The organism is Paenochrobactrum pullorum (assembly GCF_041929845.1).
In the GTDB taxonomy this organism is placed as follows: Bacteria; Pseudomonadota; Alphaproteobacteria; order Rhizobiales; family Rhizobiaceae; genus Paenochrobactrum; species Paenochrobactrum pullorum.
In genome coordinates, this window is the sequence record NZ_JBHEEH010000001.1 from 130,233 (window position 1) to 147,120 (window position 16,888).

The 16,888-nt window shown below is 49.1% G+C and carries 17 protein-coding genes and 1 tRNA gene; 11 read left to right on the plus strand and 7 right to left on the minus strand.

What is annotated here, in order from left to right:
* Positions 1-4 precede the first annotated feature (4 nt).
* On the minus strand, positions 5-991 hold the full coding sequence (cobS, locus tag JNC77_RS00730) for a cobaltochelatase subunit CobS (RefSeq protein ID WP_374828816.1): 987 nt from the start codon (positions 989-991) through the stop codon (positions 5-7).
* A 300-nt stretch (positions 992-1,291) separates the two neighbouring features.
* Positions 1,292-1,927, minus strand: coding sequence for a J domain-containing protein (locus JNC77_RS00735; protein WP_374828817.1), 636 nt, complete (start codon positions 1,925-1,927; stop codon positions 1,292-1,294).
* Positions 1,928-2,103: 176 nt separating this feature from the next.
* On the opposite strand from JNC77_RS00735, the gene JNC77_RS00740 reads away from it, so the two are divergent.
* Complete coding sequence (locus JNC77_RS00740; protein ID WP_374828818.1) at positions 2,104-2,418, plus strand: BolA family protein; 315 nt, start codon at positions 2,104-2,106, stop codon at positions 2,416-2,418.
* A gap of 43 nt (positions 2,419-2,461) precedes the next feature.
* Here the strand turns inward: JNC77_RS00740 and JNC77_RS00745 are convergent, their stop codons facing one another.
* The 3 genes from JNC77_RS00745 to JNC77_RS00755 all read right to left on the minus strand — a co-directional run bounded on the left by JNC77_RS00745 (position 2,462) and on the right by JNC77_RS00755 (position 5,652).
* Positions 2,462-3,775, minus strand: a complete 1,314-nt coding sequence (locus tag JNC77_RS00745) for an HlyC/CorC family transporter (RefSeq protein ID WP_374828819.1) — start codon at positions 3,773-3,775, stop codon at positions 2,462-2,464.
* Between the two features lie 102 nt (positions 3,776-3,877).
* Entirely contained in the window at positions 3,878-5,026 is a 1,149-nt protein-coding gene (aroB, locus tag JNC77_RS00750) for a 3-dehydroquinate synthase (RefSeq protein WP_374828820.1), read from the minus strand.
* Between the two features lie 35 nt (positions 5,027-5,061).
* On the minus strand, positions 5,062-5,652 hold the full coding sequence (locus JNC77_RS00755; protein WP_374828821.1) for a shikimate kinase: 591 nt from the start codon (positions 5,650-5,652) through the stop codon (positions 5,062-5,064).
* A gap of 149 nt (positions 5,653-5,801) precedes the next feature.
* Between JNC77_RS00755 and JNC77_RS00760 the strand changes: the two genes are divergently transcribed.
* The 5 genes from JNC77_RS00760 to JNC77_RS00780 all read left to right on the plus strand — a co-directional run bounded on the left by JNC77_RS00760 (position 5,802) and on the right by JNC77_RS00780 (position 9,837).
* Entirely contained in the window at positions 5,802-6,017 is a 216-nt protein-coding gene (locus JNC77_RS00760) for a recombinase (protein WP_374828822.1), read from the plus strand.
* Between the two features lie 2 nt (positions 6,018-6,019).
* Positions 6,020-6,943 (plus strand): site-specific tyrosine recombinase XerD, encoded by a 924-nt coding sequence (gene xerD, locus JNC77_RS00765; RefSeq protein WP_374828823.1) that lies wholly within the window; start codon positions 6,020-6,022, stop codon positions 6,941-6,943.
* 142 nt (positions 6,944-7,085) lie between these two features.
* On the plus strand, positions 7,086-8,039 hold the full coding sequence (locus tag JNC77_RS00770; protein WP_374828824.1) for an acetyl-CoA carboxylase carboxyltransferase subunit alpha: 954 nt from the start codon (positions 7,086-7,088) through the stop codon (positions 8,037-8,039).
* Between the two features lie 347 nt (positions 8,040-8,386).
* Positions 8,387-9,595: a hypothetical protein gene (locus tag JNC77_RS00775; protein ID WP_374828825.1), complete on the plus strand. Its 1,209-nt coding sequence runs from the start codon at positions 8,387-8,389 to the stop codon at positions 9,593-9,595.
* 5 nt (positions 9,596-9,600) lie between these two features.
* Positions 9,601-9,837 (plus strand): sulfurtransferase TusA family protein, encoded by a 237-nt coding sequence (locus tag JNC77_RS00780; protein WP_374828826.1) that lies wholly within the window; start codon positions 9,601-9,603, stop codon positions 9,835-9,837.
* Between the two features lie 2 nt (positions 9,838-9,839).
* Here JNC77_RS00780 and JNC77_RS00785 read toward each other — a convergent pair whose 3' ends face one another.
* Positions 9,840-10,991, minus strand: a complete 1,152-nt coding sequence (locus JNC77_RS00785; protein WP_374828827.1) for a CobW family GTP-binding protein — start codon at positions 10,989-10,991, stop codon at positions 9,840-9,842.
* A gap of 46 nt (positions 10,992-11,037) precedes the next feature.
* On the minus strand, positions 11,038-12,141 hold the full coding sequence (locus tag JNC77_RS00790; protein WP_374828828.1) for a D-alanyl-D-alanine carboxypeptidase family protein: 1,104 nt from the start codon (positions 12,139-12,141) through the stop codon (positions 11,038-11,040).
* 181 nt (positions 12,142-12,322) lie between these two features.
* On the opposite strand from JNC77_RS00790, the gene JNC77_RS00795 reads away from it, so the two are divergent.
* The 5 genes from JNC77_RS00795 to JNC77_RS00815 all read left to right on the plus strand — a co-directional run bounded on the left by JNC77_RS00795 (position 12,323) and on the right by JNC77_RS00815 (position 16,774).
* On the plus strand, positions 12,323-13,486 hold the full coding sequence (locus JNC77_RS00795; RefSeq protein WP_374828829.1) for a M20 aminoacylase family protein: 1,164 nt from the start codon (positions 12,323-12,325) through the stop codon (positions 13,484-13,486).
* Between the two features lie 100 nt (positions 13,487-13,586).
* Positions 13,587-13,663, plus strand: a tRNA-Arg gene (locus JNC77_RS00800).
* A 280-nt stretch (positions 13,664-13,943) separates the two neighbouring features.
* Complete coding sequence (locus tag JNC77_RS00805) at positions 13,944-14,900, plus strand: ABC transporter substrate-binding protein (protein WP_374828830.1); 957 nt, start codon at positions 13,944-13,946, stop codon at positions 14,898-14,900.
* A 201-nt stretch (positions 14,901-15,101) separates the two neighbouring features.
* Positions 15,102-15,977, plus strand: coding sequence for an ABC transporter permease (locus tag JNC77_RS00810; RefSeq protein ID WP_374828831.1), 876 nt, complete (start codon positions 15,102-15,104; stop codon positions 15,975-15,977).
* 2 nt (positions 15,978-15,979) lie between these two features.
* Positions 15,980-16,774, plus strand: a complete 795-nt coding sequence (locus JNC77_RS00815; protein WP_374828832.1) for an ABC transporter ATP-binding protein — start codon at positions 15,980-15,982, stop codon at positions 16,772-16,774.
* The last annotated feature ends 114 nt before the right edge of the window (positions 16,775-16,888 follow it).

Genomic DNA, 16,888 nt, shown 5'->3' on the forward strand with positions numbered 1-16,888 from the left:
GCTTTCAAGCCAGAGCGACGTTAACTGCCGATTCTGGCAATTCAGCACCAAATGCACGTTGGTAGAACTCAGCCACAATCGCGCGTTCCAGCTCATCACATTTGTTAAGGAATGTTACGCGGAAAGCAAAGCCCACATCATTGAAGATTGCAGCATTTTCAGCCCAAGTAATTACTGTACGCGGGCTCATCACGGTGGACAAATCGCCATTGATGAAAGCCTGACGGGTCATATCGGCAACGCGCACCATCTTATTGACGATGTCGCGGCCTTCTTCATTCTGGTAATGTTTGGCTTTGGCCAAAATGATTGCAACTTCATTGTCATGCGGCAGATAGTTCAAGGTGGTCACGATTGACCAACGGTCCATCTGTGCCTGGTTGATCTGCTGTGTACCGTGATAAAGACCGGTCGTATCGCCCAAGCCCACAGTGTTGGCGGTCGCAAACAAACGGAAAGATGGGTGCGGATTGATGACGCGGCTCTGATCGAGCAGTGTCAAACGGCCTGAAGCTTCCAGCACGCGCTGGATCACGAACATCACATCAGGGCGACCGGCATCATATTCATCGAACACCAGCGCAACATTGCGCTGATAAGCCCAAGGCAGAATACCATCTTTAAATTCGGTAATCTGCATACCGTCTTTGACAACGATTGCATCTTTGCCGACGAGATCAATACGGCTGACATGACTGTCGAGGTTGACGCGGATACAAGGCCAGTTGAGGCGTGCTGCAACCTGTTCGATATGGGTGGATTTACCAGTACCGTGATAGCCAGACACCATAACGCGGCGGTTATAGGCAAAGCCTGCAAGGATCGCCAATGTTGTTTGTTTATCAAATAGATAATCAGGATCGATGTCCGGCACATTCGAATCAGTCATCGAAAATGCAGGAACCTGCAAATCGGAATCAATCCCGAATACTTCGCGTACCGATACTGTTGTATCCGGCAAATTGGTGATATCCCGCTCAACCTTATTCATCATGCCTCCAAAGCGGCAGGGGAGGAGAACCAGCCGCTCATTCCTTTTGCTTTCTCGCAAGCTATCCGCGTTTTTTAAACAACGGGATGCCCTGTTAAATAATGCGGGCATCTTGGCATGAGCTGTAGATAACGCTATGCGACAAAAAATGTCCGTCTGTACTTCACATTTTTTCTAACGTCTGAACTGTCACGGTTCAAGCTGAACTCGTGCCGTGATCAGATATTTATTTCACTGTTTTAACCAAAAGAGCAATAAATACTCAAATATAAAGCAGTGTTACATTCATTATTGAAGCTTTTACGAGCAAAAACCCGATGACTTCAACAATTGATAGGCTTGAATAACATCACGGAAGCGGTCTTCCGAAGCGCGATCACCGCCATTACGGTCGGGATGGTGCTGCTTCACCAATTCCTTATATTTGGTTTTGATGTCATCGCTTGAAGCGCTGGCATCCAATCCTAACGTCCCAAGCGCTTTTGCCTCCAAAGCACGTGGTTTGCGCAATTGTGCCGCTGCGCGGGCATTATCCTTCTGGTCTTTAAACAAGTTGAAAGGATCGCGTATACGGTTGTGATAAGCCGCCGACCCTGAGCGCATTCGTGCCATATCGGGCGAAGTGCGGGAAGCACCGGATGCTGAGTTAGACGAGGTTGTCCAAGTAGGCCGGTTGCCGGTCAGAGCTTCCTTTTGCAAACGTGCAATTTCACCGTCTGAAACGCCGGAGAAATAGTTAAAGCTCTTATTATATTCCCTGACATGATCGATACAAAAATGAAAATACTCACCTTCACGATCACGTCCGACCGGCGCTTTATGCGTTCCAGGTTTGAGGCATCCATCCCATCGGCAATCAGGCACCGACGACTTAGCCTCGGCCTTCTTCTTACCACCAATACGAATGCTGTCGAAATATTTTGAATTGATTGTCATGATGTCAAATTATGCGGATAAAGAGTTTTCAAACAAGAATTGACTTTTTATCATGATGCAGATTCATGATAAAGCGAGGACGAAACATCTGCTTCCTGTGCGGATTTGCCCCACATCAAGACGTAATCACGTCACTTATATGGGAGTTAGTACCTATATGGGGAGAAGTTGAGCAAATGTCCATGAATAACAGCATACAAACTACCATTGAACAGAAACTTAATCAGGCTTTCTCTCCTGAATTTCTAGAAGTACGCAATGAAAGCCACCTGCATGCTGGCCATCATCACGAAGAAAACGGCCATCATGAGACCTATGACGGCACCGGAGAGACACATTTTCGTGTCATTATCATCACTGATAAATTTATCGGTCTTTCCCGTATTGCCCGCCATCGTGCCATCAACGAGTTACTGAGCGACGAGCTCAACAATGGCGTTCATGCTTTAGCGCTTGAACCAAGCGCGCCGGGTGAAGCAACCCGCCGCTAATTTTCCAAACATTTACCTTAAGGGAGCTGATATGCAAGCTCCCTCAGATTTCATATTCAGCCGGTTGATTGGCATTGGTCGGCTTGCCTTCTGCATCCAGTGCCACGATTCGCAATCGCGCCAACCGGTTCTTTTCCCGCTTCAAAACGGTAAAACGCTTGTTGTGGAATGTGAAAGCCTGCTTCACATCCGGAATGGACTGCGTCTCATGAATGACGAGACCTGCAATGGTTGTGGCTTCTTCATCAGGCAATGACCAGTCAAGCGCTCGATTCAAGTCACGGATCGGCAATGAACCGTCAACAATATATGAGCCGTCCGGCTGCGGACGCACGCCCTGCATATCGATATCATGCTCATCGGCAATATCGCCGACAATCTCTTCCAGAATATCTTCCAATGTGACCAGACCCTGCACATCACCATATTCATCCACGACAATGGCTATATGGGCTTTGCGGCGCAAAAAGGCGTTGAGCTGATCCTGCAATGTGGTTGTATCCGGCACAAACCACGGTTTTGTAGCAACTTTCATGATGTCGATACGGGAAAAGTCATTATCGACATCATAAAGCGCACGCACCAGATCTTTGGTGTGAATGATGCCGACAATATTATCAATATCATCGCGCCATAACGGCATACGCGTATGCGAGCTGGCCAGAATTTCTTTCACCAAAACGTCAGCCGGATCATCGGCATTGATTGTACCCATAGCGGTGCGGTGTACCATCACATCGCTGACTTCCAGCTCGCGCAAATCGAGCAAACCGCCCAACTGGTCACGGTCGGATTTGATCACTGAGCCATCACGGTGCAAAACTTCCACCGCACCGCGCAGCTCTTCCTGCGCAGAAAGCATCGAGCTGCCAGTCGCCAGATTAACGCCGCAAAGTTTTAAAATCACACGGACAATCCAGTTCACCACACTGGAAAGCGGGCCAATAATGCTAACCACAACTGAGGTTGGGCGGGCTACAGCTAAAGCAAACCGATCAGGTGTGGAAATAGCCCATGATTTTGGCAACACTTCTGCAAAAATAACCAGAATGATCGTCATAGCAATCGTTGCATAAGCCACGCCTGCATCACCAAACAGGCTCATAAAAATACTGGTCGCCAAAGAAGACGCCAAGATATTAGCCAGATTATTGCCGATCAGCAATGCACCGATAAGACGGTCGCGCCGCGCAATCAAACGCTGAACGATTGTGGCGCGTTCATCACCCTGCTGCTCGAAACCCAACATCCGAGCACGTGAAGCTGCGGTGAGTGCCGTTTCAGAGCCTGAGAAAAAGCCTGAGAAAATCACACATAAAAGGATAATACCGCACATGATCCATAATGTGGCCGTCATCGGAATTCTCCGTATTCATGAGCTTTGCTGGCTCAATTGGTTTTAACGCAGCAACTGCGGCAATACAAAAACAACATTTACAAAGCAGTAAAAAAGCAGAATTTAACGGTTCAGGCTTTCTTTCAAAAACTCTAATACGGCAGAGTGTGGCACATCTTTGGCAATGAAACTCTCACCGATGCCGCGGGTCAAAATAAATGTCAGTGCACCGCGCGACACTTTTTTATCCTGCGCAATGGAAGCCATCAGGCTTGTCGCGTCCGGCAAACCACCCGGCACCTGTGAAAGCTTTGTCGGCAGACCCACAGCCTGCAAATGAGCTTCCACACGTTCGGCTGCTTCCACCGAAGATAGGTTCATACGGGCAGAAAAACGATAGGCCAGCGCCATACCAATTGCCACACCTTCTCCATGAACCAGACGGGATGAGTCGTAATTGGTTGCTGTTTCCAGCGCATGGCCGAATGTATGGCCAAGATTCAGCAAAGCCCGGTCACCATGTTCACGCTCGTCACGCGCCACAACGGCAGCCTTGGAGCGGCAGGATTCCGCAATGGCATGGGTACGCGCTGTACCACCGGCAAACACATCGTTCCAATTCTGCTCTAGCCATGCAAAGAAATCTGGGCGGTCGATCAGACCATATTTGGCCACTTCCGCATAACCGGCACGAAATTCGCGCGGGGATAAAGTGTTCAAAACACCGGTATCGGCCAGCACCAATTGAGGCTGATAGAAAACACCGACCAGATTTTTACCATGCGCCGTATTGATGCCGGTTTTTCCGCCAACGGAAGAATCGACCTGCGCCAATAAAGATGTCGGGATTTGAATGAACTTCATGCCGCGACGCACAATGCCCGCAACAAAGCCGCTCAAATCACCAATCACGCCGCCGCCAAGGGCGACTACGGCATCACCGCGCTCCAGACGTGCCGCCAGAACAGCATTGGTAACAGTTTCCAGCGTGGCAAAAGCTTTGGATTTTTCACCCGCAGATACAATAATCGGCGTTGCCTCAATACCTTTATGCGCAAGACTTGCAGTCAACCGCTCCAGATGATGTTTGGCGACATTTTCATCTGTCACCACGGCAACACGGATTTTACCAAGACGTGCCGCGATTTCCGCGCCCGCGCGCTCAATCAGCTTGTCACCGATGATAATGTCATAAGAACGATCTCCCAGCACAACCGGAACTGTCACGGTATCAACATTGTTATTTGTTGCGTCTGTATGCGGGGCATTCATTCTTGTGTCTCCTCTGGGGCAGTTAGCTGTCTTATTCAGTTCTTTTCAGCTTCAAGATGTTCGAGCAACAGATCGATTACTTCGCTGGCAATCACGTCTTTGCGGTCTTCTCGCGACATGAAACGCAAATTTGCCTGTGCATAAACCGGATAGCGTTCATCAATCAGGCGGCTCATCACACCACGCGGGTCGGCATTTTTCAAAAGCGGCCGGTTCTGGCGTCTTGAAACACGCTCCATCAACACATCAAGCTCGGCATCAAGCCATAAAGAAATGCCGTGATCTGCAATGCTTTGACGGGTTTCAGCATTCATATAAGCGCCACCACCGGTGGCCAGCACCATCGGGCCTGCCTCCAGCAAACGCAGGATCACGCGACGTTCCAGATCACGAAACTCCACCTCACCGTAACTTTCAAAAAGTTCGGTCACGCTCATACGTGAAGCGCCTTCAATTTCATTGTCGCCGTCTTTAAAAGCCAAACCCAACATCGTCGCTATCTTTTTGCCGATAGTGGACTTGCCCGCTCCCATAAGCCCCACGAGAACCAGAACGCGAGAACCGAGCAATTCTTTTACCCGTTCAGCATTCTCATGGAGATGTGTATTTTTATTACTGCTTGTCATTGCCCTCATCCGGTCTGCTGATTTGGTTCCACATGAAAACACAGCCTACGTCAATTGCTTTATCGGGCTTTCGCCGCAAAAACGCATTATAATACGGTTCAATAATAGAGAGCCTTGCTTTCCGAAGAGCTTGCGAGCATAAAAACCTTATGCCCACACTGACACGTCTGGTTCTGGTTCTCGCTCTGATCGCCGCTGCCGTTTATGGTATCATGTTGGCGTTGGTTACCTATGTGAAACCGGTACAAACTGATATCACCATTAAAATTCCGGCTAAAGACCTTAATCCTGTGCCACTTTCTCCCCCTGTTGCACCAGTTTCAAGTAATGATGAAGATGATACTTTATCTGAGGAAAAAGATTGAACATGCGTGCAGCTGTTGCGATTGAAAGCTTTCTGGAAATGATGAGTGCCGAGCGAGGTGCTGCACAAAACACGCTTGAATCCTATCGGCGCGATCTGGAGGCTTGTGCAGACTTTTTGAAGGAAAAGTCCGTCAATCTGGTAGAAGCACAGCCGCAGGATTTGCGCGATTGCCTCAATCAAATGGCAGTTTTGGGTTTTGCAGCCAGTTCGCAGGCGCGCCGTCTTTCGTCTCTCAAACAGTTCTTCCGCTTTCTTTATACAGAAAACCTGCGTGGCGATGACCCGACCGGCACGCTCGATGCGCCGAAAAAACAAATGTCTTTGCCTAAAATCATGAGCGAAGATACGGTTTCCAAACTGCTGGATCGCGCGCAAGCAGAGGCTGAAACACCACCGCCACCGCTGACAAAGTTTCAATGCGTGCGCCTTTATGCGTTGCTTGAAACACTATACGCGACAGGTTTGCGCGTTTCCGAACTTGTTAGTCTGCCGGTGAGTGTGGCGCGTTCCGACCAGCGTTTTTTGCTGGTACGCGGTAAAGGTTCCAAAGAACGGATCGTCCCATTATCATCAAAAGCGCGTGATGCTTTACAGTTTTATCTGGATTTGCGCGATGCACGTGCTGATTATGAAGATAATCCCTGGCTTTTTCCGGCACCATCCGAAAGCGGCCATTTGGCGCGTCAGGTCTTTGCCCGTGATTTAAAAGCCTTGGCCGCACGCACCGGTATTTCTGCAAATAGTGTATCGCCTCACGTTCTTCGCCATGCTTTTGCCAGTCATTTATTGCAAAATGGCGCTGATTTACGCGCGGTTCAGCAATTATTAGGACATTCGGACATCTCTACGACACAAATTTACACCCATGTTCTCGAAGAAAGACTGCACAAACTTGTAAATGATCACCACCCGCTTGCCGATTGAGCTCGCGGAAGGTATGAGAAGAAAAAACTTTTGCCTCGGATTTGCACTTTGGGGTAAGAATGAATATCTATAACTTGTCGAGGCTCAGTCCTCATGAGACCCAACACGTTTGCTTTGAAAAACGCATACACAGTCAGGCCATATGTACAATTACCTCGATTTTGAAAAACCAGTCGCCGATCTTGAAGGTCAAATTCTCCAGCTGAAAAAGCTCAGTGAAGAAGATGGCAGCGTCGATATGAGCGACGAAATCAAACGCCTTGAAAAGCGTTCTTCAGATGCTTTGCGCGATCTTTATCGCAAGCTGACACCATGGCAGAAAACACAAGTTGCCCGCCATCCAGATCGTCCGCATTGCCTGGATTACATCAATCATCTGTTCACCGAATTCACGCCGCTGGCCGGTGACCGTAAATTTGCCAATGACGACGCATTGCAAGCTGGTTTTGCCCGTTTCAACGGTGAAGCTGTTGCGGTGCTTGGTCAGGAAAAAGGCCATGACACCAAAACCCGCTTGAAGCACAATTTTGGTTCGGCTCGTCCTGAAGGCTATCGCAAAGCTGTGCGCGTGATGGAAATGGCTGACCGTTTTGGTCTGCCGGTTATTTCCCTTGTTGATACGGCAGGTGCTTATCCGGGCATCAGCGCGGAAGAACGCGGTCAGGCAGAAGCCATTGCGCGTTCAACAGCTGCCAGCCTCAATCTGAAAGTGCCGATGATTTCCATCATCCTTGGTGAAGGTGGTTCGGGTGGCGCGATTGCAATCGCTGTTGCCAACCGCGTTTACATGCTGGAAAACTCCATCTACTCGGTTATTTCACCGGAAGGTGCAGCTTCCATTCTGTGGCATGATTCGACGCGTGCTAAAGATGCAGCAGCCAATATGCGTATCACCGCGCAGGATCTGTTCGAGCTGAAAGTTATTGACGGCATTATCCCTGAAGCTATGGGCGGTGCGCATCGTGACCGTGTTGCAGCAATGGATGCCACCGGCGAAATCATTGCCGCATCTTTGCGCTCGATGAAGGGTGTTGATGGTGAAACATTGAAGCAGGAACGCCGCAAGAAGTTCCTCGAAATAGGCAGAAACATCTAATCTCTGCCTATCCATTTAAAATTTAAAAAAGCCCGGTATTGTGACAATACCGGGCTTTTTTATGCGATTATATCATCCTGTTACAAACTGTTACCTCGCTTATTATCGCTCATAGATTTGTCTAATTTGCGTAATATTCAATTATTACTTAGACTTAAACTATGGATGAGAAACTACGCCGGAATAACCCAAAATAGCGGGAATTGCTAAAAAAGCTTTCTTTGGCTAACCAATTCAGCGGTTTGTCAACCTAACTGAAAGGTTTTCAGGCTAGACTTTTCTTTCCAAAGGCCGATCAATCGGTCATATTGATGATGTGTCGCACGAGTTAAGTAGGCATGACGGGTATGAAAATCAGAACCGCAATTTTTGCAAGCTTGATGGCTTCCGTGCTTTTAGCCGGTTGTCAGGGCTCTGTATTTGACGATGTCGCACGTAAAGCTGAAAAGCCGCTGCCGCAGAAAATCGTCAATCAAATGAAGGCAAAGGGCATGACCCGCACTTCGCCTGTCATGGTTCGTATTTTCAAAGAAGAAGGTGTTTTAGAGGTCTGGAAACAGAAAAATAATGGCCGCTACGACATGATTTCTTCCTATGAAATCTGTAAATGGTCGGGCAAACTCGGCCCTAAATTTGTGGAAGGTGACCGTCAGGCGCCGGAAGGTTTCTACACCGTTTATCCAGGCCAGATGAATCCGAACTCACAATATTATCTGGCCTTTAATATGGGCTTCCCTAATGCTTATGATCGTGCCCATGGCCGCACCGGTCAGCATTTGATGGTACATGGCGCCTGCTCGTCAGCCGGTTGCTATTCAATGACCGATGAGCAAGTTTCAGAAATTTACGCCTTTGGCCGCGATGCCTTTGTCGGTGGTCAGCGTGCATTCCAAATTCAGGCATTTCCTTTCCGGATGACTGCCGCCAATATGGCGCGCTATCGCAACGATCCTAATTATGAATTCTGGAAAATGCTCAAGCAAGGCTATGATGCTTTTGAAGTGACCAAAGTGCCGCCAAAAGTGGATGTGTGCGAAAAGCGCTATGTCTTCAATAATAATGCTATTCCTAGCGGTAGTCCGGCAACGGCTGCCTGCCCGCCGACCATGCAATCGGAAACAATCAGCACAGCCTTCACCAGCTATCACAAAACTTACGAAGCCGCATTTAGTGCAGCAACCACCAAAAGCGGCAAACCTCTGTCACCTTCCATTGCAGGACTGGCTGAGGCTAAACTGGTTTCTACCTGGAGTGCAGCGCGCGCCCGCGGTGAAAAAGTTTCACGTGAACCACCATCCCTGAACTATTCAGTTCCAGCGGCTACACCAGCCGCAACGCCTTCCGCCACAACGCCCGCAAGTGTTCCGGCGCCACTGCCGGCCAGTATTCAAAACGAAACTCCGGCGAGCGTCCCTGTCCCTTCTGGCAATCCGGCAGTTACACCGGCAGCTGCTGAAGGCAGTATTATGGTGCAAGAAGCAAACCAGCCGGCAGATACAACTGTCACCGGTGCCGTACCTGAGAAAAAAAGCCTCTGGGGCATATTCAAAAAATAATGGATATGTCTGAGAAGAAGCAGGTCGTCATTTACGATTTACGCGGGCTTAACTGCCCGCTTCCAGTGTTGAAAACACGGCGTAAATTGCAAGATCTGGCAAGCAAAGATGTACTGGAAGTGCACACCACTGATCCAATGTCACGCCTCGACATTCCGCATTTTTGCATAAATGAAGGCCACACCATCATTCATCAAGAAAATGATGGTGTTGTCTTTATCTTCCGCATTGAAAAAGCCTGAACTTACTTCAGTCTAAAGCCGGGAATAGCCAACGGATTATCCGTCATTGCAGCCCCATCTGCCTGGTCAATGCCAGGCCGGCCTAAGAATGCATTGAACAAATCGCGGATATAGTTTTCATCCAGATCTTTGACGATCATCACCAGCACAGTCTGCGGCTTGCCTTCCGGCCATTGCGGCAGACGTGCAGGCGGATGGAAAATCTTTTGCACGCCGTGGATCACCAGCGGGCGATCCGGATCTTCTGCAATCTGCACAATACCCTTGACCCGCAAGAGTTTGTCACCATGGCTTGAGCGCAATAGATCAACAAACATCTCGAAAGCAGAAAACGGCACCGGCAGATCATGCTTTAATGCAAAAGTGCGAATAGCCGTATCATGATGATGGTGGTGATGCTCATGGCTGCAATCTTCGCCACAAACATGATCATGCGCATGATCGTGATCATGTTTGTGATGATCCTCATCATCAAAAACATCTGCATTCAGCCAGCGCTGCACGTCGGCTGTTTTCTTTTCCGGATTATAAAGACCGCATTCAAACAGGTTTGCATAATCGGTTCGTTGATCTGAAACATTCAACAATTCGGCTGATGGATTAAGCAGGCGAATACGCTGCAACAAATGCTCATAAGCGACCTTATCATCAACCAGATCGGTTTTGGTGATAATAATACGGTCAGCCATCGCAATCTGCTTCACCGCTTCTTCATGCGCATCCATGGTAGCCATCGCATTGACAGCATCAACCGTTGTTAGCACACCATCCAAGCGGAAAGCCTGCAACAAAACCGGATGCCCCATAATGGCATTCAGAACCGGCCCCGGATCAGCCAAGCCTGTGGTTTCAATCACCACACGTTTTAAAGCTTTCAGCTGACCGGTTTGCAAGCGGTCAATCAGATCGGCCAGTGTGTCGACCAGCTCACCACGCACAGTGCAACAAATACAACCGTCAGCAAGCTCGATCACGCCATCGCTGGATTGTTCGACCAGCAAATGATCAATGCTGATTTCGCCAAATTCATTGATGATCACAGCCGTATCGGTGAGTGCAGGATCTTTCAGCAATCGGTTTAACAGGGTGGTTTTTCCCGAACCGAGAAATCCTGTCAGAACGGAAACGGGAATAGGATGGCTGAACGCACTCATGACTTGATCTTACTTCCTGACGGACATTAAAATTTAAACTTCAGTTTCAAGAACCGCGCTTTGCCGGACGCTGAAGCGGGATCGGCACTTGTGAAATATGCAACTGGCCCGGTTTGGTTTCCGGTGCCTTTTGCGTCAAGCCCACTGTAATTGCGCGTGGCTCATGCTTGATATCGTGAATATAGGGGGAGTTTATTTGCATATACCCTTCCACCTCACGACCATCCCAGCGCGCTGCAATCGCTTCCTGATTACAAATCTGCGCCCGCAAATCCGCTGCAACATTAATGTTTTGACCATAAGGTGCCAGACTTCGCAAATCCGGTGCATTGGCTGCATTACCGCGGAAAGCTGTTTCCATCAGTTCGGCAGATTTAGCAGCACGGGTTTCCTGACGTTCCGCACCCAGCACCACCGACATCACTGTTCTGCCCTGACGCGTTGCCGAAGCCACCAGATTAAAGCCGGAAGCGCAAATAAAGCCGGTTTTCATACCGTCTGCACCATTATAACGGCCAAGCAGAATATTACCGTTGAGCTCCTGACGGTGACCATCAGTGAAATCGAGCGCCTCAACGTTAAAATAATGCGCATATTGCGGAAACTGCTGACGCAGTGCCATACCCAATATCGCCAGATCACGTGCAGTCGTGTAATTTTGCGGATCAGGAAGACCGTGCGGATTAACAAAATGAGAGCTGCTCATTCCTAAACGTGCAGCCTCGGCATTCATCATTTTGGCAAAACCATTGACGCTGCCGCCCAAGGTTTCAGCAACCGCCACTGATACGTCATTGGCCGATTTGACCATCATGATTTTCAGTGCTGTATCAAGCGTCATCACTGAGCCGGGTTTATAGCCCATTTTGCTTGGCGGTTCCTTGGCAGCGGTTACACTGATACGCACCGGCGTATCTGGTGTGACCTGCCCTGCTTCCAGCATACGGAACGCAACATAAGCGCTCATCATCTTGGTGAGCGAAGCCGGATACCAGCGCTGGAAAGCATCTTCATGGTCATAAACTTTGCCCGTTGCCACATCCACCACAATATATGGCGCTGCCACCGCGCCATTTAAGGCCGCACAACTTAATACAGTTGTGGTTAAGGCCGTTATGGAGAGGCAACATTTGATCAGTTTCAATAACATTAATTTAATTCCGTTCTGGTGCCGCTTAAAATATTCAGCATGACGTATCTAAGGCATGTGGCATAGAAAAGGCAAACAGGCATTGCTCTCATTGATGCAAAAGTAATAGTCTGTGGCAGGGAAACCACCCAAGAGTCACCGGCGACCACGCCGGTTTACTGATCAATTTCGGAGCTCATCTATGCCAGTGCTAAATCGTGCCGTTGAAATGCAATCGGAAGTCTCTGAATGGCGCCGTTATCTGCACCAAAATCCTGAATTGCTCTATGATGTTTTCAACACCGCGAAATTCGTCGAAGAAAAGCTAAAAAGCTTTGGCTGCGATGAAGTAGTAACAGGCATCGGACGCACCGGTGTTGTGGCCATCATCAAAGGCCGCCACGGTGACGGCCCTGTTATTGGTCTGCGTGCCGATATGGATGCACTTCCTATTCAGGAAACCAGCGGTGTGGAATGGGCTTCCCAAACAGACGGCAAAGCGCATTCTTGCGGCCATGACGGCCACACAGCCATGCTGCTCGGCACTGCACAATATTTAAGCGAAACACGCAATTTCCGTGGCTCTGTCGCATTAATTTTCCAGCCAGCTGAAGAAGGTGGCGCGGGCGGTCTTGCCATGATTGAAGACGGTTTACTGGAAAAATTCCAGATCCGCGAAGTCTATGGCTTGCATAACCGGCCTGGCATTCCATTGGGTGAATTTGCCATCTGTAAAGGCCCTATCATGGCAGCAACCGATGAGTTCGACATCATCATCTCCGGTAAAGGCGGTCATGCGGCCATGCCGCACATCACCATTGATCCGGTTGTAGCGGGCGCACAATTAATCACCACTTTGCAAGCCATTGTTTCACGCCGCACCAACCCGTTGGACTCGCTCGTTGTGTCGGTGACAAAGTTCCACGCCGGTGACGCCCATAATGTCATCCCGCAGCAAGCACGCCTTGCCGGAACAGTGCGTAGTTTAAGCAAAACCACCCGTATAGAAGCTGAAAAGGCGATCCGCGCAGCCGCTGCCGGTATCGCCACCCTCACCGGCTCTTCGATTGAAGTCAAATACCAGAAAAATTATCCGGTTACTTTCAATCATGATGCTGAAACCGATTTTTCTGCCCGCATTGCCAAACAGATTGTTGGTGAAGCCAATGTGGATACCCAAACCCCGCCAATGATGGCAGGTGAAGATTTCTCCTATATGCTGGAAAAATGTCCGGGCAGTTATATTTTCCTTGGCAATGGCGATAGCGCCGGACTGCATCATCCGGCCTATGATTTTAATGATGATGCCATTCCTTATGGCATCAGCTATTTCGTGCAAGTTGTTGAAACCGCATTGGCTGCTTGATAATTTACGCTTTCCCAAGGCCTGTGCTGCCAATTTCTCATTGATGGCACAGGTTTTCGGGTTGGCGAAATTGACAAAACACAGTATGTGTTGCCTCGATGGTCCCGTAGCTCAGTAGGATAGAGCGACAGATTCCTAATCTGTAGGCCACTGGTTCGAATCCAGTCGGGATCACCACCTCTTTAGGCTTGATTATCAGCTGCTTTCGTTAATCTATCCAGCAGCGTTTTGATCCGGCTGGCTTTTGGCGCAGCTTCTTCAAGCCTCTTAATCGCCCATCCAAATTAAAAATTTTCCCCAACCGGATACCGGTGAAACCCGCCATTCACGCCTTCGCAAATTATTGCACGCCACATTTATATCGAGTTTCACCTTAGCACTTTGGCTGCGTTGCTTTCGATTGAAAACTGCATTAATTCTCTTTACAAAACATGAAAAGATTAAGAGGGAGATCTTTATGCGTTCAATGTTTCTGGCACTGTTGGCTGCCACTGCTATCGCCACCACTCCATCCATGGCTAAAGATGTTTTGGTAGCGGTTACCGCTATTGTTGAACATCCAGCGCTTGATGCCGTTCGTGACGGCGTTAAAGATGCACTGGCAGAAGCCGGTTATAAAGACGGTGAAAATTACAAATTTACCTATCAGTCAGCTCAGGGCAATCCTGCAACCGCGGCACAGATTGCACGTCAATTTGTCGGCGATGCGCCAGATGTGATCGTTCCAATTTCAACACCTTCCGCACAGGCTGTTGTTGCTGCCACCCGTGATATTCCAGTGGTCTTTACCGCAGCTTCCGACCCGATCGGCGCACAGCTCGTCAAAACCATGGAAAAGCCGGGCGGCAATGTCACCGGCCTTTCCGATCTTTCGCCGGTTGCCGAACATGTGGCTTTGATTAAAGAAATCATGCCGGATATTAAAAAGCTCGGCTATCTCTACAATTCCGGTGAAACAAATTCCGTGTCCCTGCTGGCTGTTTTGAAAGAAGCAGCAGCGAGTGAAGGCATCGAGATTGTTGAATCGGCTGCCACCAAATCATCTGAAGTAAAAGGCGCTGCACAAGCTCTCATCGGTCGTGCCGATGCCATGTATGTGCCAACCGACAACACTATCGTTTCAGCTCTTGAAAGCGCTGTAACTGTTGCCGAAGAAGGCAAGCTGCCGCTTTTCACTGCTGATACAGATTCCGTCACCCGTGGTGCAGTTGCGGCCCTCGGCTTCAACTATTATGATGTCGGCAAACAGACCGGTGTGGTTGTAGCCCGCATTCTGAAAGGTGAAAAACCTGGCGACATCGATGTCGAAGTTGCTAAAGGCACCGATCTCGTTGTTAATTTGGGTGCTGCCAAGAAAATGGGCATCGAACTGCCGCAGGCAGTAATTGACCGCGCAACCAAAAAGATCGACTAATATAGAACGGCTGCATGATAAAAAATTGTGCAGCCGTTTTCTTCGTTTTCCGTTGTTGTGGTCCGCCTGATCAACAACTGAAAATTTAATCATAAAAGCAAAGTTACTGTTTCACAGAACCAGTAACTTTGCTGGACAAATGAACGGCCAACTCGCAAGCAATTAGGCATGTGTGTACGCCAGATTTAAAGGAATGGCATTGTGAGTCAGATCGCCTTTTGGGGTGCGGTCGAATTAGGCCTGATATTTTCATTTGTTGCGCTGGGTGTATATCTGGCGTTCCGGGTTCTCGATTTCCCCGACCTTACCGTTGACGGTTCTTTTCCATTAGGCGCTGCCGTCACAGCCGTGCTGATTTTAGCCGGATTTAATCCTTGGCTTGCTGCTGCCATTTCAATGGTTGCAGGTTCACTTGCCGGACTTGTCACCGCCACATTGAATGTCCGCTTTAAAATTCTCAACCTGCTCGCTTCCATTCTCACCATGATCGCGCTCTTCTCGGTCAATTTGCGTGTGATGGGACGTCCGAATATTGCACTGATCAATCAAGACACCATGCTTTCGCCGTTCTTCGGTCACGGAGTGCCTGAATATTATGTGCGACCGTTATTCATTTTTGTGCTTGTCGTTATTGCAGTGATCCTGGTTTGGCGCTTTTTGGAAAGTGACACCGGTCTTGCTATGCGTGCAACGGGTGCAAATCCACGTATGGCACGCGCACAGGGCGTCCGCCCTGAAAGACAAATCTACCTCGGTATGGCGCTTTCAAACGCTCTGGTGGCGCTTGGTGGCTCTCTATTTGCCCAGACAAACGGCTTTGCTGACGTGACCTCCGGTGTCGGTACCATCGTTGTTGGTCTTGCTGCCGTTATTATCGGTGAAACAGTGCTGCGCTCACGCCTTATCCTTGTTACACTCATTGGCTGTGTCGTCGGTTCGATTATCTACCGTATTGCGATCCAGCTGGCACTCACCAGTGATTTCTTAGGCCTCAAAGCTTCCGATCTTAATCTGGTCACTGCTGTGCTTGTAACCTTGGCGCTGATCTTGCCGCGTCTTCGCCGCGGAGGTGCATGAAAATGATTGAAGTTTCTAATCTGAATGTGGTTTTTGGCCGTGGAACACCGCTTGAAAAACAAGCACTCAACGGCATTAATCTCACCATGCAGCAAGGCTCGTTTGTAACTGTTATCGGTTCCAATGGAGCGGGTAAATCCACTTTCCTGGGCACCCTCGCCGGTGATGTTATCCCGACGAGCGGTAAGGTTGTCATCAACAACAAAGATGTCACCAAGCAAGCAACAGCAGAACGGGCAAAATTGGTAGCGCGCGTGTTTCAGGACCCGCTGGCTGGTAGCTGTGGAACACTCACCATTGAAGAAAACCTTGCACTTGCTGCTGCACGTGGCAAAAAGCGTGGTCTTTCACCTGCCCTTTCCTCAAATCGTCGCGCAGAATTTCGTGAGCGTGTGTCCGGCTTAAAGCTTGGCTTGGAAAACCGTATGCAGGATCGCATGGAGCTTCTCTCCGGTGGTCAGCGTCAGGCTTTATCCCTTGTGATGGCAACATTGGCAGAATCAGAAGTCTTGCTTCTTGATGAGCACACAGCCGCGCTTGATCCGGGCATGGCTGAGTTTATCATGGAACTCACTCGCAAGTTGGTCAGCGAAAACAAGCTTACTACTTTGATGGTCACCCACTCAATGCGTCAGGCGCTTGATTATGGCGACCGCACCATCATGCTGCATGCCGGTGACGTACTGCTTGATGTGGAAGGTGATCAGCGCAAGAATTTAGGCGTAGAAGATCTCATCAAAATGTTCCGCGATGTGCGCGGGCAAAACATTGATGATGATGCCCTGCTCATCGGCTAAACCGCTCTTAAAGGCCTGATTAGAAATCAGGCCTTTTTTATGAATATGATCTATTCGTGAAACTTGTCTGAGCTTGCCGCAAATTGCCGTTTAAGTTTAAACCCGAATGGGTTA